Source organism: Roseomonas chloroacetimidivorans (genome assembly GCF_049629625.1).
GTDB lineage: Bacteria > Pseudomonadota > Alphaproteobacteria > Acetobacterales > Acetobacteraceae > Roseomonas > Roseomonas chloroacetimidivorans.
Map to the genome: position 1 here is coordinate 32055 of NZ_JBNBZS010000008.1, position 20649 is coordinate 52703.

The window sequence follows — 20649 nt, forward strand, 5'->3', positions numbered from 1 at the left end:
CGGCCCCGAGCAGGGCAGCCCACCCGCGCCGAAGAAGGCCCGGGGCGGCCGGAAGACCACTGCCTCCACCCTGTCCCAGGACATCCAGGCGCCGATGGTCCGGGCGAAGCCACCCGGCCAGGAGGTGCCGGCTGCCGAACCGGACGCCTCCCGGATCGCCATGGCCATTGCCGAATCCTCCCCCGCGCCGGTGATGAATGCCCGCCATTCCGCAGCCGATCCGGCGCCGCCCGGGCCCGTGGCCTCCTCACCAGCCCCGGAGGCCAAGGCTGCGCCTGATCCCCAGGCCGTTCCCCCGCCCAGCCCCGCTCAGCCCAGCCCGGCGCCCCAGCCCGAAGCTGCGGCCAAGCCGGCTCCCTCCGCGGCCACCCCGCTGTCGGGCCTGCCTGAGCCTCCCTTTCGCCTGCCCGACCCGGCCGTTGTCAGCCGCACGATGGCCGATGTGGCCGAGCGCGGGCAGCGGATCGTCGCCGACTTCCTGCGCCGGCAGAGCACGACAGCGGACGGCCGTCCGAATCCTGATCCGCTGAATATCGGCACGGCTTTCCTGGAGATGACCGCGCGCCTGATGGCCAATCCCGCGCGCATCATGCAGGCCCAGATCGGCTTCTGGCAGGATTACCTGACGCTCTGGCAGAACACCGCGCGCCGCATGCTGGGCGCGCAGGTTGATCCCGTGATCGCGGAGCGGAAGGGCGACAAGCGCTTCAAGGACGAAGCCTGGCGCGAGAACGAGGTCTTCGACTTCATCAAGCAGTCCTACCTGCTCTCCTCCCGCTACTTCACCAATGTGGTGCATGGGGCGGAGGGACTGGATCCGAAGACGGCGCAGAAGGTCGATTTCTACACGCGCCAGTTCGTGGACGCGATGAGCCCCACGAATTTCTGGCTCACCAACCCCGAAGTCCTGCGCAAGACCGCCGAGACCGGTGGCGAGAACCTGCTCAAGGGCCTGTCCAACCTGCTCTCCGACCTGGAGCGCGGGAAGGGCAAGCTGCGCATCAACATGACCGACGAGAGCAAGTTCTCGATTGGGGAAAACATCGCGGTCACGCCGGGCAAGGTGGTGTACCGCAACGAGTTGATGGAGCTGATCCAGTACAGCCCCACGACGGAGAAGGTGCTGAAGCGGCCGCTGCTGATCCTGCCGCCCTGGATCAACAAGTTCTACATCCTGGACCTGCGTCCGAAGAACTCCTTTGTCCGCTGGGCCGTCTCCCAGGGCCACACGGTCTTCGTCTGCTCCTGGGTCAACCCCGACGAAACCCTCGCCGAGATGGGCTTCGACGACTACATGCGCCTAGGCCCCTATGCCGCCATCGACGCCATCGAGAAGGCGACCGGTGAGCGGCAGGTGAACGCCATCGGCTACTGCCTGGGTGGGACGCTGCTGGCCTGCACCCTGGCGCATATGGCGAAGCGCAAGGATGACCGGATCGCCTCCGCCACCTTCTTCACGACCATGCTGGACTTCGAGGAGACCGGGGAACTCGGCGTCTTCATCGACGAGGAGCAGCTCCAGTCCATCGAAGCGAAGATGAGCCAGCGCGGCTACCTGGAGGGGGCGGAGATGGCCGACACCTTCAATATGCTGCGCGCCAATGACCTGATCTGGTCCTTCGTCGTGCAGAACTATCTGCTGGGGCAGGAACCCTTTCCCTTCGACCTGCTGTTCTGGAATGGCGATTCCACCCGCATGCCGGCGAAGATGCACAGCTTCTATCTGCGCCGCATGTACCAGCAGAACGACCTTGTGAAGCCCGGCGGGATTGAGCTGGATGGCGAGGCACTGGACCTGCGCGACATCAGGATTCCGACCTATTTCCTCGCCACCCGCGAGGACCATATCGCGCCCTGGAAGAGCAGCTACCGGGCAACACAGCTCCTCTCCGGGCCCGTACGCTTCGTTCTTGCCGCCTCCGGCCATATCGCCGGCGTGGTGAACCCGCCGGACAGCGGCAAATACAGCCATTGGGTGGGCAGCGCGGAGAAGGCGCCGGAGCAGCCCGCCGAATGGTTCGAGGGCGCGACCGAATTCGCCGGTTCCTGGTGGCCGGACTGGCAGCGCTGGGTGACGAGCCAGGACCGCACCATGGTCCCGGCCCGCCAACCCGGCGAGGGCGGCCTGGCGGCGCTGGAGGATGCGCCGGGCACCTATGTGAAGGTCATGGCTGGCGATTGAGGCAGCGGGGGAACACCCTCCCCCGGCTGTTCCTCAGATGCTGAATGGAACGGACCCGCGCCCGCCCCGCTCCGGCGGAACGGGCGTGTCGAATTCGACCGCCCAACCATTCGTGTCATCCAGCCGCCGGACTTCCAGGGCCAGATTCGCGGTCGCCATCTCGCCTTGCGGCAGCGGCCCGGGATCGGAAAGCCGGCCCAGCGCCGCCTGTCCCCCGCGGGGAAACAGTGCGGAAGGCAGCGCAGCCGCTGAAGCGTCCCGGTTCCCGGCCGTCAGCGCGCGATAGGCCGCCGCCAGTGCGGCCGCCATGCGTGGCGAATCGGCCAGGGGATCGGCCCCGAGCGCCCCGCGCATCTCGTCCCGCGCCAGCCCGATGCCCTCGCGCGTGGCGCGAGGCACAGGAGCCCAGCGCGGCTGCGCCGTCAGCTCCACCGACAGCCATTCCAGCAAGGCAGCCATCCGCGCCACCCGGGCCGGGTCGTTCGGGATACCGGCGCTGGCGCCCTGCATACCCTGCGCCAGGGTCGCCACGGCCGCGCGGCCGGGATCCATATCCGTCGGCAGCAGCCCGGCCGGTGGCGGCCAGCTGGCATTGGAGCGCCTCAGCTCATCACAGCCCGGCAGGGTTGCGAGCGCCAGGAGGGTGAGCAGCGCACCGCGTCGCGTCATCGGAGAATCCTGTGCCATGAGGCCGGGAAGATGCCGTGCCAGCCCCCTGGCGTCACTCCAGATCCTGGTCCTCGATCCGGCCGAACTCAATGTCGCGCTGGGCGCGTCGGGTGGCCTGGTTGGCCTGGGGCATACGCGGCAGGTTCGCGAGCCGGGTCAGGATGTCCGGCGGGAAAATGGGCGGCGGCAGCGCCGCGGCGGCCGCTGCCGTGTCCCCACGGGCGAGCGCGGCGGCCGCGGCTTCCATGCCGTTGATCACCACGGTCCCTGGCACGTCGGTCGGGATGCCCAAGGCCCTGCGCACCTCCCAGCGAGCCGCCTGGAGTGAAGGCGGCGTGATCGTGCTGAAGGTGAAGAAGCTGCGGTCAGCCGCCACGGCCAGGGTGGCCCATTCGAGCCGGCTGACGGCAACCGCCGCGTCGGCCGGACGCCCGGCGAGACGCGCTGGACCGCTGAAGGCCTCCGCCGCCCCCTCGATGGCGTTGAATGCCGGGTTGCGGGTTCCCTGCCCCGCCAGCGGCGGCACCGGCGGAACTGGTTCCTGCCGCACGGGGGTGCATCCCATGACGGCCAGCACGAGAAGCGGAGCGATGCGGCGCATGCGGCTGGCGTCCCTCAAAGGCTGGCGCGGTGTTCCCTTGCCAGCTCGGCATAATGGGCGGCCGTCTTGTCCCATCCGGCTCGCTCCTCCGCGGACATGACGCGGACGAAGCGCGCGGGGGAGCCGAGCCAAAGCTCGTTCGGCCCGATCCGCTTGCCGGGCGGCAGCAGGCCGCCGGCGCCGATCATGCCGCCCTCCTCAATCACCGCCCCGTCCAGCACCGTCGCCCCCATGCCCACAAAGGCACGGTCTTTCAGCGTGCAGGCATGGACGATGCAGGCATGCCCGACCGTGACATCCGCGCCGATGATGGCGGGGATGGTGCCCCGGGCGACATGAACGATGGTGCCGTCCTGGATGTTGCTGCGCGGCCCGACGCGGATGAAGTTCGTATCCCCGCGCAGCACGCAGCCATACCAGACGCTGGCCCCCTCCCCCAGTTCGACATCGCCGATCACGGAGGCAGAGGGCGCCACCCAGGCACTCTCATGAATGGACGGCCACTTGCCCTTGAAGGGGTAGAGAGGGCCGCTCACGCCGCCTGCTCCATCCGCTTCGCGCCGGCCAGGCCCAGCATCAGCTCCAGGTTCTGCACCGCCGCGCCGGACGCGCCCTTGCCCAGATTGTCCAGCCGCGCGACCAGCACGGCCTGCCGGAGCGCTGCATTCCCGTAGGCGCGTAGTTCCAGAAGGTTCGTGTCGTTCAGCGCCTCCGGCTCCGGCCGCGCCTCATCCGGCGGCAGCACGCGCACGAATTCGGCCCCGCGATAATGGGCCTCCAGCACTGCTTGAAGATCGGCTGGCGTGGGCGTGCCGTTCAGCAGGTCCAGATGCAGCGGCACGGAGACGAGCATGCCCTGCCGGTAATCCCCCACGCTCGGCACGAAAATCGGCCGGCGGGCCAGGCGCGAGTAATGCTGCAGCTCCGGCACATGCTTGTGCTCCAGCCCCAGCCCATACAGCTCGAAAGCCGGGTGCTCACCTTCCTCGAACTGCGCGATCATCGACTTGCCGCCGCCGGAATAGCCGGAGACAGCATTGACGGTAACGGGATAATCGGCCGGCAGGACTCCGGCATCGACCAGCGGCCGCAGCAGGGCGATGGCGCCGGTCGGATAGCAGCCGGGATTCGCCACGCGCGGGCTGGCCGCGATGGCCTCGGCCTGGCCGGGGGCCAGCTCGGGGAAGCCATAGGCCCAGTCCGGGTCCACACGATGGGCGGTGGAAGCATCCAGCAGCTTCGGGGCATCCGCACCCAGGCTGGCGGCGAGCGCCGTTGCCTCCTTCGCCGCCGCATCGGGCAGGCACAGGATTACGGCATCCACCTCGGCGAAGAGGGCGCGCTTGGCCTCGGGATCCTTACGGCGCTCGGGGGGCAGCGAGCGCAGGGTGATGTCGCTCCGCCCCTGAAGGCGCTCGACGATCTGAAGCCCGGTCGTGCCGGACTCGCCGTCGATGAAGACGCTCGGAATCGTGCCCTTGGCCATCTGGCTCTCCTCAGGGGTGCAAATAGGGGCTTGGGGTTGCCGAAACGCAAGAGGGGCGGCCCTTGCGGGCCGCCCCTCCTGATGAACAGTCCAGACAGGACCGGCGTGACGCCGGCCCGCCAGCGTCAGCGCTTGCTGAACTGGAAGGAACGTCGGGCCTTCGGCTTGCCGTACTTCTTGCGCTCGACCACGCGCGGGTCGCGGGTCAGGAAGCCGGCCTTCTTGAGGATCGGGCGCAGGCCCGGCTCATAGTTGGTCAGCGCGCGGGACAGGCCATGGCGCACCGCGCCGGCCTGGCCGGACAGGCCGCCACCGACGACCGTGCACATGACGTCGAACTGCTGGTAGCGGTCGGCCACCAGGAAGGGCTGGGCGATCAGCATGCGCAGCACCGGGCGGGCGAAGTACTTCGCGGCCGGCTTGCCGTTGATCTCCACGGTGCCCTTGCCCGGCTTGATCCACACGCGGGCAATCGCGTTCTTGCGGCGACCGGTGGCATAGGCACGGCCCAGCGCGTCGCGCTTCGGCTCACGCGCAGCAGCGGCGGCGTTCTCCGGGGAGGCCGGGGTGCCGGCCACCAGGGTCTTGAGATCGGCCAGGGAAGTGGCGGTGGTCTCGCTCATACTCAGGCAGCCTTCTTCGCGGCGGCGATGTTCTTGCGGTTCAGCGCGCCGACATCCAGCGGCTTGGGCGACTGACCGGCATGCGGATGCTCGGGACCGGCATAGACATGCAGGTTGCGCATCTGCGCACGGCCCAGGTTGTTGCGCGTGATCATGCGCTCCACGGCCTTCTCGACCACCCGCTCGGGGAAGCGGCCCTCGAGGCCCTCCCGCACCGTGCGGCCCTTGATGCCGCCGGCATAGCCGGTGTGCCAGTAGAAGACCGACTGCTCGGCCTTGTTACCGGTGACGCGCACGCGGCGGGCGTTGATGATGACCACATGGTCGCCGCAATCGACATGCGGCGTGAAGGTGGACTTGTGCTTCCCGCGCAGGCGGTTGGCGACGAGGGCGGCAAGACGGCCGAGGACGAGGCCATCGGCGTCGATCAAGATCCAGTCCTTCTGGACCTCGGCCGGCTTGATCGAGCGGGTCTGGGTTTCGAGCATGTTCTCTAGTTCAGTGCCTAAGATTGCGCCGCGTATGGACGGATCGGGCTCCCAGGTCAAGGAAAAGATGTGTGGTATTATCTTACCACATACGCCGGCACCCCTGCCCTGCGGGGCTAAACGCCACCATCTTGGGCCGTGATGCGCCGCTGGCTCCTGCTCCTAACACTCTTGGTTCTGCTCCTGCTGCTGCTGCCCCGGGCGGTGGTGCTTCCGCCCGAGCTGAACCCCTCCGCTCCCCTGGACCTGCGCAACGCGCCGGGGCTGCTGACCGGGTACAAGCTCTCCCGCATGGCGCGTGACCCCGGCTTTTGCGAGGCATCCTTCGCCGTCTCCGGCATTCCCCTGCACAGGCTCCCTCCCCAGCCCCTCCGGGACGGCTGCGGGATCGCGGAGCCCGTGCGCCTGCCCAGCAGCCTCCGCTTCTCACCCAGTATCCCCGTGGTGAACTGCCCCCTGGCCGCGGCCTGGGCGATTTTCGAGCGCGACGGGCTGCAGCAGGCCGCTGAGAGGACCCTCGGCCAGCGCGTGACCGGCGTGCACCATCTCGGCGCCTATAACTGCCGGAACATCTACCACCAGCAGCACGGCCGCCGCAGCCGGCACGCCACGGCCGACGCGCTGGACATCGCGGGCTTCACCCTGGCCGACGGCCGCAGCATCGCCTTGCCGCGCGACTGGAACGCCCCTGGCTCGGCCGGTCCCTTCCTGCGGGCCGTGCGGGATTCGGCCTGCCGGGTCTTCGGCGCGGTGCTCGGTCCGGACTACAACGCCGCCCATCGCGACCATTTCCACCTGGACCGGGGAGGCTGGGGCACATGCCGTTGACGAGGACTTATGGCTGAACTGATTGCCGTGATTGGTGCTTCCGGCCGATCCGGCATCGCCCTCTCCCGCGCCCTGATCGCGGAGGGCCTGCCCTTCCTCCCCGTAGTGCGGGATGCTGCCCGCTGGGCCGCCACGGGCCTGCCCGGTGCGCCCCGGCTGGCCGATCTGCGCGACCCGAACACCTTGCGCGCGGCGCTGGACGGTGCGGGCCAGATTGTCTCCTGCGCCCATGCCCGCCATGCGCCTGCCATCCTGGCCGCCGCTCCGCCCGGCGTGCCCGTGGTTCTGATGGGCAGCACCCGCCGGTTCTCCCGCTGGCGCGACGACCATGGCGACGGGGTGCGGAGCGGCGAGGCAGCGCTGCTGGAAAGCGGCCGCCCGGGCGTGATCCTGCACCCCACCATGATTTACGGCGCCCAGGGTGAGGATAACGTCCAGCGCCTGGCCGCCCTGCTGCGCCGCCTGCCCCTGGCGCCGCTGCCCGGCGGCGGCCGCGCCCTGGTGCAGCCCATCCACCAGTCCGACGTCACGCGGTCCCTGGTCGCCGCCCTGCGGCGGGACTGGAAAGGCCCGCATGCCCTGGTGATCGCGGGCCCCGAGCCCATGCGCTACGCCGATTTCCTCCGCACCGTTTGCCGTGCAGCCGGGTTCCGCCCGCCCCGCGTGGTGCCCCTGCCCCTGACCCCGCTGCTTGCCGCCGTGCCGCTGCTGCGCCTTGTCCCCGGCATTCCCCGCATCCGCGCCGCCGAGCTGCGTCGCCTGACCGAGGACAAGGCCTTCGACATCCGCCCGATGCGCGATGAGCTGCGGGTCAACCCGATCGGGCTGTCGGAAGGACTGGCCCTCACCTTCTCCTCGCGCTAGCGAGGCCCAAGACCATCCGCCAGCGAGGCCCCATGCCCATCATCAACCGCATCGCCGAATTCCACGACGACATGACGGCCTGGCGCCGCGACTTCCACCAGCATCCCGAGCTGAACTTCCAGGAAGTCCGCACCAGCCGCATCGTGGCCGAGAAGTTGCGCGAATTCGGCTGCGACGAGGTGATTACCGGCATCGCCACAACGGGCGTGGTCGGCGTCATCAAGGGCCGTGGCGAGGGCGGCGCCATCGGACTGCGCGCCGATATGGACGCCCTGCCGATCCACGAGGAATCCGGCGTGCCCCACGCCTCCCAGACCCCCGGCGTGATGCATGCCTGCGGCCATGACGGCCACACCACCATGCTGCTGGGCGCGGCGCGCTACCTGGCGGAGACGCGGAACTTCTCCGGCACCGCCTATATGATCTTCCAGCCCGCCGAGGAAATGGGCGGGGGCGGCGAGGTGATGGTGAAGGAGGGGCTGTTCGAGCGCTTCCCGATGGACCGCGTCTTCGGCCTTCACAACTGGCCCGGCCTGCCCGCGGGCGAGATCTATTGGCGCGTCGGCCCCGTGATGGCGGCGGTGGCGGATATCCGCATCACCATCACCGGCAAGGGCGCGCATGGCGCCATGCCGCACCAGGGCAATGACCCCGTCGTCATCGCGGCCCAGATCGTGACCGCACTGCAATCCATCGTGGCCCGCAACGTGGAGCCGGTCGAGGGCGCCGTCGTCACCATCGGCGAGATCAAGGGCGGCAATGCCTTCAACGTAATCCCGGAAGTTGTGACCCTGCGCGGCACGGCCCGGTGGTTCCTGCCCGAGGTCGGCGACATCCTGGAGACGAAGGTGAAGTCGATCGCCTCCGGCATCGCCCTGGCCTTCGGCGCGCAGGCCGAGGTGCATTTCGACCGCATGTACCCCGCCACCATCAACGAGCCCGAGAGCACCGCCCTGGCCGCGAAGGCCGCCCGCGCCGTGGCCGGCGAGGGTCGCGTGAAGGAGCTGGAGAAGCCGACCATGGGCGGCGAGGACTTCTCCTTCATGCTCAACGCCAAGGACGGCGCCTATCTCATGCTCGGCGCCGGCCGGTCCGCCAGCGACCCGCAGGTCCACCATCCCCGCTACGACTTCAATGACGATGTCCTGCCGGTCGGTGCCTCCTGGTGGGCGACGCTGGTGGAACAGCAGCTTCCCCGGAAGGGCTGACCAGCCGGGCCTCCTCGGCCAGCCAATCGCGGAGGGCAGCCAGCGCCGGGTCGTCCTCCCGTTCAGCGTCGTGCAGCAGGGTGAAGCGGCGCGTGGTGGACCGCATGAAGGGATGCGGCACCACCACGCGCCCCGCCGCGAGGTCCTGTCCCACCAGGGCACCGTGCGCCAGCCCCCCGCCCAGCCCGTCCGCCCCCGCCCCTTCCGCCGCCGCATCCAGCGCCAGGGCAATGCTCTCGAAGCGCGGTCCCGCATTCGGATCCAGGCCCGTGATGCCGGCGGCCGAAAGCCAGCGCGCCCAGTCATCCGGCCGCTGCCGCGAATGAAGCAGCCGCTGCCCCCGCCAGTCGAAGCCATCCCGGGCCAGGGCGGGCGCGCAGACCGGCACCATCTCGATCGGCACGAGCGGCAGCATCGCCAGGCCCGGACGAGGCCGTGAATCCGCCACCGCGATCACCGCGTCGAAAGCGCCGGGCACCAGTTCCAGCGGATCGGCGCTGGTCTGCAAATCGATCTCCAGCTCCGGATGGCGCTCCCGCAGCCGGTTCCAGCGCGGGATCAGCCAGCGGCTGGCGAAGAGGGTGTAGGCCCCGATCCGCAGCCTCCGGCGCGGCGCCGCATGGCGCATCGCGACCACCCCCGCCGCGATCCGGTCCAGCCCATCCCGCGCGGCGGCGAACAGCGCCTCCCCTGCGGGTGTCAATGCCAGGCCGGATGCACCACGGGTGAACAGGGCCGTCCCCAGCTCCTCCTCCAGCATCCTTACCCCACGGCTGACGGCGCCGGGCGTGACGGAAAGCTCCCCCGCCGCGCGGGTCACGCTGCGGTGCCGCGCCGCTGCTTCGAAGCTGCGCAGCGCGACCAGGGAGGGCAGGCGCCGATAGGTCATCGGCGTTGAGCTTAGCTCAACGCCTCCGCCTAACAAATCGATTGGCATGCCGCCCCGGCGCGATCAGCTTTCGCCGGCCCGCATCACAGGGGCCCATCAGTTCGAGGAAGCGCGCCATGCATGTTCGCCCCCCCGGCCCACCGGCCGGCGCCGCCGCGATTCCGGACAGCCACGGCCTGAACCTGTTCCGCGCGGACCCGGTTCTGGCCCGCCTTGCCTCGCTTTACTTGCCGCCCGACCTCGCAGCGCATCTGGAACCGCATCTCGACCGGCTCGGCGCCCTGGCCGGCGGCACGCTCGACGCCCTGGCCATGACGGCCGACCACAACCCGCCCGAGCTGCACCACCGCAACCGCCGGGGCGAAGATACGCAGAGCATCGAGTACCACCCTGCCTATCGCGAGATGGAGCGGCTGGCCTTCGGTGAGTTCGGCCTCGCCGCTCTCTCCCATCGCGGCGGCGTACTGGGCTGGGACAAGCCCATGCCACCCGCGGCGAAATACCTGCTGACCTATCTCTTCGTGCAGGCCGAATTCGGCCTCTGTTGCCCCGTCAGCATGACGGACAGCCTGACCCGCACGCTCCGGAAGTTCGGCGATCCCGCCTTGGTCGCCCGCTACCTGCCCGCGCTGACCAGCCAGGACATGGACGCACTGAACCAGGGCTCGATGTTCATGACGGAACAGGGCGCCGGTTCCGACATCGCCGCGACGGTGGTGCAAGCCGCCCCGCGTGAGGATGGCACCTGGTCCCTCACCGGCGACAAGTGGTTCTGCTCCAATCCCGATGCGGAACTCGCCATGGTGCTGGCCCGGCGCGAGAACGGCGCGCCCGGCCTGAAGGGCGTCTCCCTCTTCCTCCTGCCCCGCACCCTGCCAGACGGCACGCCGAACCACCACCGCATCGTCCGGCTGAAGGACAAGCTCGGCACCCGCTCCATGGCCTCGGGCGAGGTCACCATGAACGGCGCCATTGCCTGGCTGGTGGGCGAGCCGGAGGCGGGCTTTCGCCAGATGGCGGATATGGTGAACAACTCCCGTCTCTCGAATGGCGTGCGCGCCGCCGGCATGATGCGCCGCGCGACGACCGAAGCGCTGTTCATCGCCCATCGCCGCGTCGCCTTTGGCAAGCGCTTGATCGAGATGCCGCTGATGCGCCGGCAGCTCGCCAAGATGCTAGTGCCGACGGAGCAGGCGCGCACGATGGTCTTCCAGACCGCCGAGGCGCTGCGCCGATCCGATGCCGGGGAGGACGGCGCCTACCCGCTCCTCCGCATTCTCACGCCGCTGATCAAGTTCCGCGCCTGCCGCGACGCCCGCAAGGTGACAGGCGACGCGATGGAGGTGCGTGGCGGCTGTGGCTACATTGAGGAATGGTCGGACGCGCGGCTGCTGCGCGATTCCCACCTGGGCAGCATCTGGGAAGGCACGAGCAACATCGTCGCCCTGGATGTTCTGCGCGCCGCGACGCGCGAGGGCTCCCTGCCCGTCCTGCGCGATCATGTCCGCGCCCTGCTCGGCAATGGCGAAACGCTTCCCGAGGCGGCCCCCGCGCTGGACCGCGCCATCGCCCTCGCCGAAGCCGCCCAGGACGATCCGGCCCTGGCCCGCCAGGCCGCTTCCGCCCTCTATCACGTCACTTCCGCGGCCGCCCTGGCCTGGGAAGCCGCGCGGCTTGCCATGCCAGAGCGGCTGGAAATCGCGCGGCTCGTGCTGCGCCACCGCGTGCTGGCGCGCGATCCGCTGAATCCGGCCACCGAAGAGGCCGCAACGCTCCGGGACCTTCTGCCCGATCCCGGCGCGAACCAGGGAGAGAACGCCTGATGGAACCCACCCTTCCCCGCCGCGCCCTTCTCGGCGCCGCCACTGTCGCCGCCCTCGCTCGCCCGGCCCTCGCCCAGCCCGGCGGACGACCGGTCCTGCTGGTCGTTCCCTTTTCCCCCGGCGGTCCGACGGATCTGATCGCGCGCCGCCTCGCCATCAGCCTCGGCGAGGGCCTGAATCAGGTTGTGGTCGTGGAGAACCGCGCCGGCGCTGGCGGAAATATCGGGGCGGAATTCGTGGCCCGCAGCGCGCCGGACGGCCACACGATCCTCTTCGGCACCTCCGGCCCGCTGGCCATCAACAAGATGCTCTATCCCGGCCAGGGCTATGACCCCGTGAAGGATTTCGCGCCGGTGGCCCCGCTCGGCCTCATCCCGAACGTGCTGACGGTCAACGCCAATATCCCCGCGCGCAATGTGCAGGAACTGATCGCCCTGTCGAAGAAGGAGCGGCTTTCCTTCGGCTCCTCCGGCAATGGTGCCTCCTCCCATCTCGCCGGCGCGCTGTTCAACACCATGGCCGGGACGAATTTCGAACACATCCCCTATCGCGGCACCGGCCCGGCGCTGAACGATCTGCTGGCCGGACATATTGCGATGGTGTTCACCGATGTGCTGACCGCCCTGCCCCATCTGCAGGGCGGCCGTGCGCGCGCGCTGGGCATCACAACCCTGGAACGCTCCGCGGTGCTGCCAGACCTGCCGACGATCGCCGAGCAGGGTCTGCCGGGCTATGACGCCTCGGTCTTCTTCGGCCTCGTCGTGGCCGCCGCGACACCCGATCCGCTGCGTGAACGGCTGCGCGCCGCGCTCGCGGCCACAGTCGCGCAACCGGAGATGCGGAAGTTCCTGGAAAGCCAGGGCATGCAGTTGGCGCCGGAACGGACCCCTGCCGCCCTGAAGACGCTAATGGCCACGGAGTCCGAACGCTGGGCCCGCGTCATCCGCGAGGCAAATGTCCGCGCGGATTGAAACCGCGCGTCAAACTCCAGGTAAACACAACGGGTCCGGGGGAGAATTTCCTCTCCCCCGGCTTTGTCAGCTTCCCACCTTCAACGTCGAAACCAGCCCGCGCAGGCAGGCCAGGATCGATAGCGGCGTCAGCTTCCCCGTGCGCGGATTCGTCTCGCTGGGCACGCCCTCGATCGTCATGGTGAAGCGCGCCGCATCGGCTTCCACGCGGATCGTGTGGGTGTTGCGGGTCAGGCCGGGCACCGCCCAGATCTCGACCACGGTCCGCTCCGGTCCGATTCCCGCCAGGGCCAGGGCGGCGGCGACGTTCACATTGGCCGGGAAGCCACGCGCAGCCTCAAAGGCATTTCCCTTGAAGATCTGGGTCGGCTCGGTCACTGTCCCCATGTCCAGCCCCTTCTCAGCCAGATAGGGCGCACCCTCCAGCCCGCGCGGCGGCTTGCGGGTCTCGATGACCACGCTTGCCACGGGCGCCTCGGCCGCGGCGCGCACGGCATCCAGTCCCAGCAGGGCGCCGGTCGGCACGATGATCCGGGCACCGCTGGCCCGCGCCTCCTCCACCAGATGCATGCGCGGCAGCAGCGCACCGACAGAAGCCGGGACGAAAATGCGCCCGCGCCGGATGGCCGGCACTGCCACCGCCTCGAACACCGCTGCCGGCGCGCATTCAACGATGATCTCCGCCTCCTCCGCCAGAGCCTCGATCGGCACCAGCTTGGGTCGGCTACGGAAGCCCAACAGGTTGGCTTCCGCCTTGGCCATGTCGCGCGCTGCCACGGCGACGAGGCGCAGCCCCTCCACCTCCGCGTCCAGATGGCGGGCCAGTTCCAGGCCGATGGCGCCCAGCCCGGCGATGGCAACCGTTTTGACCAAGGGAAGCCTCCTGCTCAGACGACGGGCGACATGCCGCCATCCACGTTGATGGCGGTGCCCGTGACGTAATCGCCGGGTTGGGAGGCGAGCGCCAGGGCCATGGCGGCAAACTCCTCGGCGCGGCCCATCCGCTTCATGGGGATGGCCTGGCCGGCCTCCTCCATCCATTCCTCATAGGTCTGCCCACCCGGATCGGCAGCGTGGCGGCGCACCCATTGGTCGCTATCGATCTTGCCGACCAGCAGCGCGTTCACATTGATCCCCAGCGGGGCCCCTTCCCCAGCCATGATCTTGGTCAGCGCCATGCCTGCGGCGCGCGAGACGGCGGTGGGCGCACCCGTCGGCGGCGGCGCCTTCGCCCCAATATTCAGCACGTTGATGATCCGCCCGAAGCGCCGCCCTGCCATGCCCGGCCAGACCAGACGGGCCAGCCGGATCGCGGCGAAGAGCTTCAGATCCAGATCCTGCTGCCAATCCGCATCGGAAAGCGACATCAGCGGGCCCCGGCGGGAGGTACCGGCATTGTTCACGAGGATATCGACGCCGCCGAGCGCCGATTCGGCGTCCCGATAAGCCTGTTCGCAGCCCTCGGCCGTGGCGATGTCGGCCGTGACTGGCACGCTGCCCGGGATCGACCGAGCCGCCTCGGCCAGAGGCCCTTCCTGTCGTGCCACCATGGCGACGCGTGCCCCGGCGGCCGCGAAGGCCCTCGCCATGGCAAGGCCGAGTCCACGGGACCCACCGGTGATCAGGGCGCGGCGACCCTCCAGGGAAAGCTGCATGGGCGTCCTCTCCAGTCCTGGGGCGGCGTTGTCCGCCTCCAGCCGGTCAGGAGTTCGCGGGCGGGCTGCGCCCCTGTCAACCGAGGAGCGGCTGCCTCCCAGCCCCGGCCTGCGGTGACAGATTTTTAGGAAGCGACCGCTAACACCGGAGAAAACTGGGATTTGAGGGCCGAGGTCCTGCATGCAAGCCACACAAAGCCGCCTGAGCGGCGGCGAAGCGCGGATCGCGCTTCAGGAAGCCATTGTCGCCGCACTTGAGCACCGCGGCAGTCAGGTCATGCTCCCTGTCGCGCGGAAGTTGCTGGAAACAATGCGCCGGGCCCAGCAGGTCAGCCGCGAGGAACCGGACCAGTTCCCCGAGCCATAAGACCGTGGCCCCTCAGGGCCGTTCAGCGTGGGAAAGGGCGGATGGGCGACCTACGGGACTCGAACCCGTGACATCCAAGACCACAACCTGGCGCTCTACCAACTGAGCTAAGGCCGCCATATCGCTGGGACCGAAGGTCCCGGCCGCCGCACCGGGAATTCCCGGCCGGCGGCGCGGTTTAGGGTCAGGCCGGGGGCGCCGTCAACCGGCCGCGCGCACGCCGTTGCCGATGGCCGCCATCCGGGCCTCCTTCCAGGCCGCCAGACGGGCCAGCGCCTCGTCCAGCACCGCATCGCCCTTGCAGAAGGCGAAGCGGGCATAGTGCTTCGGCGCCCCTTCCCCGTCATAGAAGGCCGAGACGGGAATGGCGGTCACCTTTGCCTCCTCGGTGATCATTCGGCAGAAGGCCACATCGTCCCCGGTGAAGCCCCAGGCCTGCACCACCGGCCGGAAATCGGCGGAAATGAAGTAGGAGCCCTGGGCCGGCAACACCCCAAAGCCCAGCGCCGCCAGCCCCGCCGCCAACCGGTCCCGCTTGGCCTGGAGCGTCGTGGAAAGCCCGGCGAAGTAGGAATCCTCCAGGCCCAGCCCGACCGCCACGGCCCGTTGCAGGTTCGGCGCGGTGGTGAAGGTCAGGTTCTGATGGGCCTTGGCGACATTGCCCGCCAGCGAGCGGTCGCAGGTGATGTAGCCCACCTTCCAGCCCGTTAGGCTGAAAGTCTTGCCGGCGCTGCCGATCCGCATGCAGCGCTCCCGCATGCCCGGCAGAGTCATCAGCGGAATATGAGCCCAGCCATCGAAGGTCAGGTGCTCATAAACCTCGTCGCAGATGGCATAGGCGCCGTGGCGCTGCACCAGATCCGCCACGAAGGCCAGCTCCGCGGCGGTGAAAACCTTGCCGCAGGGATTCATAGGAGAATTCAGCAGGATCGCCTTGGTCTTCGGCCCAAAGGCGGCGGCCAGCTCGGCCCGGGGCAACTCCCATTTCGGCGGGGTCAGCCGGACCAGCTTCGGCACGGCCCCAAGCATCCGCACCACCGGCAGGTAGGTGTCATAGAGCGGCTCGATCAGGACGCATTCGTCGCCCGGGTTCAGCACGGCCATCAGGCAGGCCGTGATCGCCTCCGTGGCGCCGGAAGTAACCACCACCTCGGAGGCTGGGTCGATTTCCAAACCATAGAACCGGCGATTGGCGGCAGCCACTGCGGCGCGCAGCTCGGGCACGCCCGTCAGGGGCGGATACTGGTTGCGGTTGTCCAGCAACGCCTCCGCCGCGGCACGCACCACCACCTCCGGCCCCTCATAATCCGGGAAGCCCTGGCCGAGATTGATGGCCCCATGCTGCACCGCCAGGGCGGACATCACCGTAAAGACAGTGGTTCCAGTGGCCGAAAGGAGCGCATTCTGAGGCTTGAGCGGGACGGTCATCACAGGGCTGGGTTCCGGCCGGAAAAGTTGCTGCGGATCGCCCGATCCGCGGGGCAACCCACGCGCGGGCCGGCCCATGATGGGGTGGCCGGGGCCGCAGCGCAATCGCGCGCCGCCCATATGCTTATAATTTAGGCAAATCGCCCACCATCCTGGCAGCATCTGAGCGGTGCTTCGTAAATTCCCGCTGCCCCGTCCTTGCTCCTGCGGCACGGGCCGTGCAACGTCCGCCCGCCAGTGGCCCGCTATGCCGGGCCGCGGCCAATACGCGGGAGGAGCGGGGTGCCCGCACCCTGCGGGACACGGAGCCGATGAAGAAGATCGAAGCTATCATTAAGCCCTTCAAGCTGGACGAGGTGAAGGACGCACTGCACGAGATCGGGCTCCAGGGCCTGACCGTGGTCGAGGCCAAGGGCTTCGGGCGCCAGAAGGGCCATACCGAACTGTATCGCGGCGCCGAATACGTCGTGGACTTCCTGCCGAAGGTGAAGATCGAGGTGATCTGCTCCGACGACCTGGCTGAGCGTGCCGTGGAGGCGATCACCGCCGCCGCCCGCACCGGCCGGATCGGCGACGGCAAGATCTTCATTACCGATGTGCTGGACGTGGTGCGGATCCGCACCGGCGAGCGCGGCGAAGAAGCGGTGTGACGACTTTTCCGCCGCGCTGCCTTATAGGCGCGCGGTGGGGCCAGGCGGGGGCCGCATTCGTTTGCGGATGCCTCGCGATGACCAACGCTCAGAGGGGAACAGGACCCAGCTAATGGCGAATGATAAGGAAAGCGTCTCCAAGGTGATGGAGATGATCAAGGAGAACAGCGTCGAGTACGTGGATTTCCGCTTCACGGACCCGAAGGGCAAGTGGCACCACACGGCCCAGCATGTCTCCACTATCGAGGAAGACACCTTCGCCGAGGGCATTATGTTCGACGGCTCCTCGATCGCCGGCTGGAAGGCGATCAACGAGTCCGACATGATCCTGATGCCGGACACGCTGAATGCCTGCATGGATCCGTTCAGCGCGAAGCCGCAGCTGATCGTGTTCTGCGACATCTATGAGCCCTCCACCGGCCAGCGCTACACGCGCGACCCGCGCGGCACGGCGAAGAAGGCCGAGGAATACCTGAAGGCTTCCGGCATCGGCGACACCGCCTTTTTCGGCCCCGAGGCCGAGTTCTTCATTTTCGACGACGTGAAGTTCGGCACCGGCGGCAATTTCGGCCACTACAAGCTGGAGAGCGGTGAGGGCCCGGGTGCGTCCATGAAGGACTTCCCCGAGGGCAATATGGGCCATCGCCCGGGCGTCAAGGGCGGCTACTTCCCGGTTCCGCCGGTGGACTCCGAGCAGGACCTGCGCGCCGAGATGCTCTCCACCATGATGGAAATGGGCGTCCTGGGCGAGAAGCACCACCATGAGGTGGCGCAGTCCCAGCATGAGCTCGGCACGAAGTTCGGCCCGCTGATCACCCAGGCCGACCACATGCAGATCTACAAGTACTGCATCCACAACGTTGCGCATTCCTACGGGAAGACCGCGACCTTCATGCCGAAGCCGATCTATGGCGACAACGGCTCGGGCATGCATGTGCACCAGTCCATCTGGAAGGACGGCAAGCCGCTCTTCGCCGGTAACGGCTATGCGGACCTGTCCGACTACGCGCTGTGGTACATCGGCGGCATCATCAAGCACGCCAAGGCGCTGAACGCCTTCACTAACCCGTCCACCAACTCCTACAAGCGCCTGATTCCCGGCTTCGAGGCTCCCGTGCTGCTGGCCTACTCGGCCCGCAACCGCTCGGCTTCCTGCCGTATCCCCTATGCGACGAGCCCGAAGGCGAAGCGCGTCGAGGTACGCTTCCCGGATCCGACGGCCAACCCGTATCTCGCCTTCGCGGCGATGCTGATGGCCGGCCTTGATGGCATCAAGAACAAGATCCATCCGGGCGAGGCGATGGACAAGGACCTGTACGACCTGCCGCCGGAGGAGCTGAAGGGCATCCCGACGGTCTGCGGCTCGCTGCGCGAGGCGCTGGGCTCGCTCGAGGCCGACCACGAGTTCCTTCTGGCCGGTGACGTGTTCACCAAGGACCAGATCGAGAGCTATGTCGAGCTGAAGTGGCAGGACGTGTACAAGTTCGAGCACACGCCGCACCCGGTTGAGTTCGAGATGTACTACTCGGTCTGAGAAGATCCTCTCCAGACCATAGAACGGAGCGGCCCGCGTCATCTGACGCGGGCCGTTTTCATGTCGGCCAGCGCTGGCAAAGCCGGTGGCGTGATTGCGCCGGCTGCAGGACTGACCAGCGGAGGCCCCCAGGCCGAAATGGCGCCGCCGCGGTGCCCCTCAGCGCTTGCCAGCCTCCGCCAGGATCCAGGAGAGAAAGGCCCGTGCGTTCCGGCCAGGTGGCCGGTCGGCCGGCCAGACGATGAAATGCGCCTTGGGCCGCCGCACCGGAAGACCGAAAAGCGGCACGAGCTGCCCCGCCTCAATGTCATGGTCCATCAGCCCCATCTGGCCGATGGCGACGCCCAGCCCCTCCATGGCGGCCTGATAGGTCAGGACGGAGCTGGTGAACTCCATCCCCTCCTGCAGCAGATCCGGCCGGCCGATCCCGGACAGCCAGTCCCGCCAATCATCCCGGCGATAGCGGGAGAGGAGCAGCCGATGATGCCGCAGATCCTCCGGTGTTCGTAGCGGAGGCCCGACCTCCAGCAGGCGCGGACTGCACACGGGTTGCAGAATGTCGGGAATGAGAAGCTGGGCTTCCAGGCCTGCCCAGTGCCCATCACCCAACTGGATCGCCAGATCCACCGCATCACGGCGGAAATCCACCGGTGCGACAGTGTTGCTCAGGCTGACCCGGATGCCTGGATTAGCGGCCTCGAAACGGTGCAGGCGCGGCAGCAGCCACTTCGCCGCGAAGGTTGCATAAACCCGAAGCCGCAGCGGCGTTTCCTGGGCCTCTTGCCGCAACCGCATGACGGCGGCGATAATTCTTTCGAAAGCAGGGCCAACATCCCCCTGCAGCGCCAAGCCCTCGGCGGTCAGGGCGGTGCCATGCCGCTCCCGCTGGAACAGCCGGGTGCCAAGATAGCCCTCCAGCACCGCCACCTGCCGGCTGACCGCCGATTGCGAGACGCCCAGTTCCTCTGCCGCGCGCGTGAAGCTGCCGAGGCGCGCGGCCACGGCAAAGACATGCAGCGGGTTCAGCGGCGGCATCGGCCCGTTCACGCGGTCGTCCCCACCCCAGGATGAGGCCCAGGCATACCAAAAAGTCATCACACCATAAAGAGTGGTCGGCTACCCGTGCCGGCCCCACAAGGCGCAGGATGCGCCCGGTCTTCAGACCCAAGGTCTGCAAAGCGGAGGAAACAGCGCGGCATGGATTTCAGCCTCACCGAGGACCAGCGGATCTTTGCCGACTCCGTCCGCCGCTTCGCGGAGGAGAACCTGGCCACTGGCGCCCTGAAGCGCGCCCACACGCCTGGTTTTCCCTATGACGTCGCACAACTCATGGCGCAGCAGGGCCTGCTCGGCATTACCATCGCCGAGAAGGATGGCGGCCAGGGCGGTACGCTCATGGATGCGGTGCTGGCGATCGAGCAGGTGGCCGCGGTGTGCCCGCGCAGCGCCGATGTGGTCCAGGCCGGCAATTTCGGCCCCATCCGCACCTTCGCCGAGTACGCGACACCAGAGCAGAAGGCGAAGTGGCTGCCGGACCTGCTGGCCGGGAAGAACGCCATTTCCCTTGGCATGAGCGAGCCTGAGGCCGGTTCAGCCGCCACCGAGTTGAAGACCACCGCCCGGCTCGAGGGCGACCACTATATCGTCAATGGCTCCAAGGTCTTCGGCACGCATAGCGCCGAGGCCTCGCTCTACCTGATCTATTGCCGCTTCGGGCCGGGCATTGACGGCATCGGCTCCATCCTGATCGAGCGCGGCACGCCGGGCTTCACTATCGGGCAGCCCTCCCGCTTCATGAACGGGGAGGAGTGGAGCGCGCTTTATTTCGAGGATTGCCGCGTGCCGAAGGAGAACCTGCTTCTCGGCCCCGGCGGCTTCAAGAAGCAGATCGCCGCCTTCAACGCCGAGCGCGTGGGCAACACCGCCCGCTCCCTCGCCGTTGGTCGCTACGCCTTCGAACGCGCGAAGGAACATGCCGCGACACGGCGACAGTTCGGCCGCACGCTGAACGAGTTCCAGGGCCTCCAGTGGAAATTCGCGGATATGGCGCTGAAGCTGGAAGCCGCGCAGCTCCTGCTTTACCGCGCCGCCGTCAATGCCGATCACGGCCTTCCCTCGGCCTATGAGACCACCTTGGCCAAGCTCGCCTGCAACCAAGCGGGCTTCGATGTAGCGAATGAGGCCGTGCAGATCATGGGCGGCACCGGATTCTCCGAGGAATCCCTGGTTGAGTACTGCATGCGGCGTTGCCGCGGCTGGATGATCGCGGGCGGCTCCATTGAGATGATGAAGAACCGCTTGGCGGAAGAGGTGTTCGGCCGTCGCTTCCCGCAGCGCCCACCCCGCCCGGTTGCACCGCCCGCGGCAGCCGCAGAGTGAGCGC

Annotated in this window: 21 protein-coding genes and 1 tRNA gene; 10 read left to right on the forward strand and 12 right to left on the reverse strand. The window is 68.3% G+C overall.

All coding sequences use genetic code 11. From position 1 onward, the window contains the following. The first annotated feature begins 433 nt into the window (after positions 1-433). A complete protein-coding gene (locus ACO1BU_RS06775) occupies positions 434-2182 on the forward strand; it encodes a PHA/PHB synthase family protein (RefSeq protein WP_424135255.1) in 1749 nt (582 codons plus the stop codon). 33 nt (positions 2183-2215) lie between these two features. Here the strand turns inward: ACO1BU_RS06775 and ACO1BU_RS06780 are convergent, their stop codons facing one another. From ACO1BU_RS06780 to rplM, 6 genes are all read right to left on the reverse strand, one after another. Next, positions 2216-2851: a hypothetical protein gene (locus ACO1BU_RS06780; RefSeq protein ID WP_424135158.1), complete on the reverse strand. Its 636-nt coding sequence runs from the start codon at positions 2849-2851 to the stop codon at positions 2216-2218. Between the two features lie 52 nt (positions 2852-2903). Continuing rightward, the gene (locus ACO1BU_RS06785) at positions 2904-3452 is read right to left on the reverse strand and encodes a hypothetical protein (RefSeq protein WP_424135159.1); all 549 of its coding nucleotides are present in this window, start codon (positions 3450-3452) and stop codon (positions 2904-2906) included. A gap of 14 nt (positions 3453-3466) precedes the next feature. Continuing rightward, a complete protein-coding gene (locus ACO1BU_RS06790) occupies positions 3467-3988 on the reverse strand; it encodes a gamma carbonic anhydrase family protein (RefSeq protein ID WP_424135160.1) in 522 nt (173 codons plus the stop codon). After that, a complete protein-coding gene (argC, locus tag ACO1BU_RS06795) occupies positions 3985-4938 on the reverse strand; it encodes an N-acetyl-gamma-glutamyl-phosphate reductase (RefSeq protein WP_424135161.1) in 954 nt (317 codons plus the stop codon). The genes ACO1BU_RS06790 and argC overlap by 4 nt, the downstream gene beginning before the upstream one ends. Before the next feature lie 125 nt (positions 4939-5063). Further along, positions 5064-5561 carry a 30S ribosomal protein S9 gene (rpsI, locus tag ACO1BU_RS06800; protein ID WP_424135162.1) on the reverse strand — a complete coding sequence of 166 codons (498 nt, stop codon included), beginning with the start codon at positions 5559-5561 and terminating at the stop codon, positions 5064-5066. 2 nt (positions 5562-5563) lie between these two features. Then, entirely contained in the window at positions 5564-6049 is a 486-nt protein-coding gene (gene rplM / locus ACO1BU_RS06805; RefSeq protein WP_424135163.1) for a 50S ribosomal protein L13, read from the reverse strand. Between the two features lie 141 nt (positions 6050-6190). On the opposite strand from rplM, the gene ACO1BU_RS06810 reads away from it, so the two are divergent. From ACO1BU_RS06810 to ACO1BU_RS06820, 3 genes are read left to right on the forward strand one after another with little or no spacing between them, the layout of a single operon-like run. Continuing rightward, positions 6191-6877 carry an extensin-like domain-containing protein gene (locus ACO1BU_RS06810; protein WP_424135164.1) on the forward strand — a complete coding sequence of 229 codons (687 nt, stop codon included), beginning with the start codon at positions 6191-6193 and terminating at the stop codon, positions 6875-6877. A gap of 9 nt (positions 6878-6886) precedes the next feature. Continuing rightward, positions 6887-7741 carry an SDR family oxidoreductase gene (locus tag ACO1BU_RS06815; RefSeq protein WP_424135165.1) on the forward strand — a complete coding sequence of 285 codons (855 nt, stop codon included), beginning with the start codon at positions 6887-6889 and terminating at the stop codon, positions 7739-7741. 32 nt (positions 7742-7773) lie between these two features. Continuing rightward, complete coding sequence (locus tag ACO1BU_RS06820) at positions 7774-8949, forward strand: M20 aminoacylase family protein (protein WP_424135166.1); 1176 nt, start codon at positions 7774-7776, stop codon at positions 8947-8949. On the opposite strand, the gene ACO1BU_RS06825 is transcribed toward ACO1BU_RS06820, so the two are convergent. Then, positions 8873-9838 carry a LysR substrate-binding domain-containing protein gene (locus ACO1BU_RS06825; protein ID WP_424135167.1) on the reverse strand — a complete coding sequence of 322 codons (966 nt, stop codon included), beginning with the start codon at positions 9836-9838 and terminating at the stop codon, positions 8873-8875. The two genes, ACO1BU_RS06820 and ACO1BU_RS06825, sit on opposite strands and share 77 nt — an antisense overlap. 116 nt (positions 9839-9954) lie before the next feature. Here ACO1BU_RS06825 and ACO1BU_RS06830 point away from each other — a divergent pair, with 116 nt between their 5' ends. Together ACO1BU_RS06830 and ACO1BU_RS06835 are read left to right on the forward strand one after the other, a co-directional pair. Then, positions 9955-11661, forward strand: coding sequence for an acyl-CoA dehydrogenase family protein (locus ACO1BU_RS06830; protein WP_424135168.1), 1707 nt, complete (start codon positions 9955-9957; stop codon positions 11659-11661). Continuing rightward, positions 11661-12632 carry a Bug family tripartite tricarboxylate transporter substrate binding protein gene (locus ACO1BU_RS06835; RefSeq protein ID WP_424135169.1) on the forward strand — a complete coding sequence of 324 codons (972 nt, stop codon included), beginning with the start codon at positions 11661-11663 and terminating at the stop codon, positions 12630-12632. Before ACO1BU_RS06830 ends, ACO1BU_RS06835 begins: the two co-directional genes overlap by 1 nt. Positions 12633-12698: 66 nt before the next feature. Here the strand turns inward: ACO1BU_RS06835 and ACO1BU_RS06840 are convergent, their stop codons facing one another. Beyond that, positions 12699-13505 carry an aspartate dehydrogenase gene (locus tag ACO1BU_RS06840; protein WP_424135170.1) on the reverse strand — a complete coding sequence of 269 codons (807 nt, stop codon included), beginning with the start codon at positions 13503-13505 and terminating at the stop codon, positions 12699-12701. A 14-nt stretch (positions 13506-13519) separates the two neighbouring features. Then, the gene (locus ACO1BU_RS06845; protein WP_424135171.1) at positions 13520-14287 is read right to left on the reverse strand and encodes an SDR family oxidoreductase; all 768 of its coding nucleotides are present in this window, start codon (positions 14285-14287) and stop codon (positions 13520-13522) included. Positions 14288-14468: 181 nt separating this feature from the next. Here ACO1BU_RS06845 and ACO1BU_RS06850 point away from each other — a divergent pair, with 181 nt between their 5' ends. Then, on the forward strand, positions 14469-14654 hold the full coding sequence (locus tag ACO1BU_RS06850) for a hypothetical protein (protein WP_424135172.1): 186 nt from the start codon (positions 14469-14471) through the stop codon (positions 14652-14654). Between the two features lie 44 nt (positions 14655-14698). Here the strand turns inward: ACO1BU_RS06850 and ACO1BU_RS06855 are convergent. Continuing rightward, positions 14699-14771 (reverse strand) — tRNA-His (locus ACO1BU_RS06855). 84 nt (positions 14772-14855) lie between these two features. After that, positions 14856-16082, reverse strand: a complete 1227-nt coding sequence (locus ACO1BU_RS06860) for an aminotransferase (RefSeq protein ID WP_424135173.1) — start codon at positions 16080-16082, stop codon at positions 14856-14858. Between the two features lie 311 nt (positions 16083-16393). Between ACO1BU_RS06860 and ACO1BU_RS06865 the strand changes: the two genes are divergently transcribed. Both ACO1BU_RS06865 and glnA read left to right on the forward strand, forming a co-directional pair. Next, complete coding sequence (locus tag ACO1BU_RS06865) at positions 16394-16732, forward strand: P-II family nitrogen regulator (protein ID WP_159350169.1); 339 nt, start codon at positions 16394-16396, stop codon at positions 16730-16732. Positions 16733-16844: 112 nt separating this feature from the next. Further along, positions 16845-18266, forward strand: a complete 1422-nt coding sequence (gene glnA / locus ACO1BU_RS06870) for a type I glutamate--ammonia ligase (protein WP_424135174.1) — start codon at positions 16845-16847, stop codon at positions 18264-18266. Between the two features lie 159 nt (positions 18267-18425). Here the strand turns inward: glnA and ACO1BU_RS06875 are convergent, their stop codons facing one another. Further along, complete coding sequence (locus ACO1BU_RS06875; protein ID WP_424135175.1) at positions 18426-19313, reverse strand: LysR substrate-binding domain-containing protein; 888 nt, start codon at positions 19311-19313, stop codon at positions 18426-18428. A gap of 150 nt (positions 19314-19463) precedes the next feature. Here ACO1BU_RS06875 and ACO1BU_RS06880 point away from each other — a divergent pair, with 150 nt between their 5' ends. Then, on the forward strand, positions 19464-20645 hold the full coding sequence (locus tag ACO1BU_RS06880; protein WP_424135176.1) for an acyl-CoA dehydrogenase family protein: 1182 nt from the start codon (positions 19464-19466) through the stop codon (positions 20643-20645). The last annotated feature ends 4 nt before the right edge of the window (positions 20646-20649 follow it).

Excerpts from the sequence above, each read along its gene's own strand:
- ACO1BU_RS06775 (WP_424135255.1), top strand. The coding sequence starts at position 434 with ATGGCCGATGTGGCCGAGCGCGGGCAGCGGATCGTCGCCGACTTCCTG.
- ACO1BU_RS06780 (WP_424135158.1), bottom strand. The coding sequence starts at position 2,851 with ATGACGCGACGCGGTGCGCTGCTCACCCTCCTGGCGCTCGCAACCCTG.
- ACO1BU_RS06785 (WP_424135159.1), bottom strand. The coding sequence starts at position 3,452 with ATGCGCCGCATCGCTCCGCTTCTCGTGCTGGCCGTCATGGGATGCACC.
- argC (WP_424135161.1), bottom strand. The coding sequence starts at position 4,938 with ATGGCCAAGGGCACGATTCCGAGCGTCTTCATCGACGGCGAGTCCGGC.
- rpsI (WP_424135162.1), bottom strand. The coding sequence starts at position 5,561 with ATGAGCGAGACCACCGCCACTTCCCTGGCCGATCTCAAGACCCTGGTG.
- rplM (WP_424135163.1), bottom strand. The coding sequence starts at position 6,049 with ATGCTCGAAACCCAGACCCGCTCGATCAAGCCGGCCGAGGTCCAGAAG.
- ACO1BU_RS06810 (WP_424135164.1), top strand. The coding sequence starts at position 6,191 with ATGCGCCGCTGGCTCCTGCTCCTAACACTCTTGGTTCTGCTCCTGCTG.
- ACO1BU_RS06815 (WP_424135165.1), top strand. The coding sequence starts at position 6,887 with ATGGCTGAACTGATTGCCGTGATTGGTGCTTCCGGCCGATCCGGCATC.
- ACO1BU_RS06820 (WP_424135166.1), top strand. The coding sequence starts at position 7,774 with ATGCCCATCATCAACCGCATCGCCGAATTCCACGACGACATGACGGCC.
- ACO1BU_RS06825 (WP_424135167.1), bottom strand. The coding sequence starts at position 9,838 with ATGACCTATCGGCGCCTGCCCTCCCTGGTCGCGCTGCGCAGCTTCGAA.
- ACO1BU_RS06830 (WP_424135168.1), top strand. The coding sequence starts at position 9,955 with ATGCATGTTCGCCCCCCCGGCCCACCGGCCGGCGCCGCCGCGATTCCG.
- ACO1BU_RS06835 (WP_424135169.1), top strand. The coding sequence starts at position 11,661 with ATGGAACCCACCCTTCCCCGCCGCGCCCTTCTCGGCGCCGCCACTGTC.
- ACO1BU_RS06845 (WP_424135171.1), bottom strand. The coding sequence starts at position 14,287 with ATGCAGCTTTCCCTGGAGGGTCGCCGCGCCCTGATCACCGGTGGGTCC.
- ACO1BU_RS06850 (WP_424135172.1), top strand. The coding sequence starts at position 14,469 with ATGCAAGCCACACAAAGCCGCCTGAGCGGCGGCGAAGCGCGGATCGCG.
- ACO1BU_RS06860 (WP_424135173.1), bottom strand. The coding sequence starts at position 16,082 with ATGACCGTCCCGCTCAAGCCTCAGAATGCGCTCCTTTCGGCCACTGGA.
- ACO1BU_RS06865 (WP_159350169.1), top strand. The coding sequence starts at position 16,394 with ATGAAGAAGATCGAAGCTATCATTAAGCCCTTCAAGCTGGACGAGGTG.
- glnA (WP_424135174.1), top strand. The coding sequence starts at position 16,845 with ATGGCGAATGATAAGGAAAGCGTCTCCAAGGTGATGGAGATGATCAAG.
- ACO1BU_RS06880 (WP_424135176.1), top strand. The coding sequence starts at position 19,464 with ATGGATTTCAGCCTCACCGAGGACCAGCGGATCTTTGCCGACTCCGTC.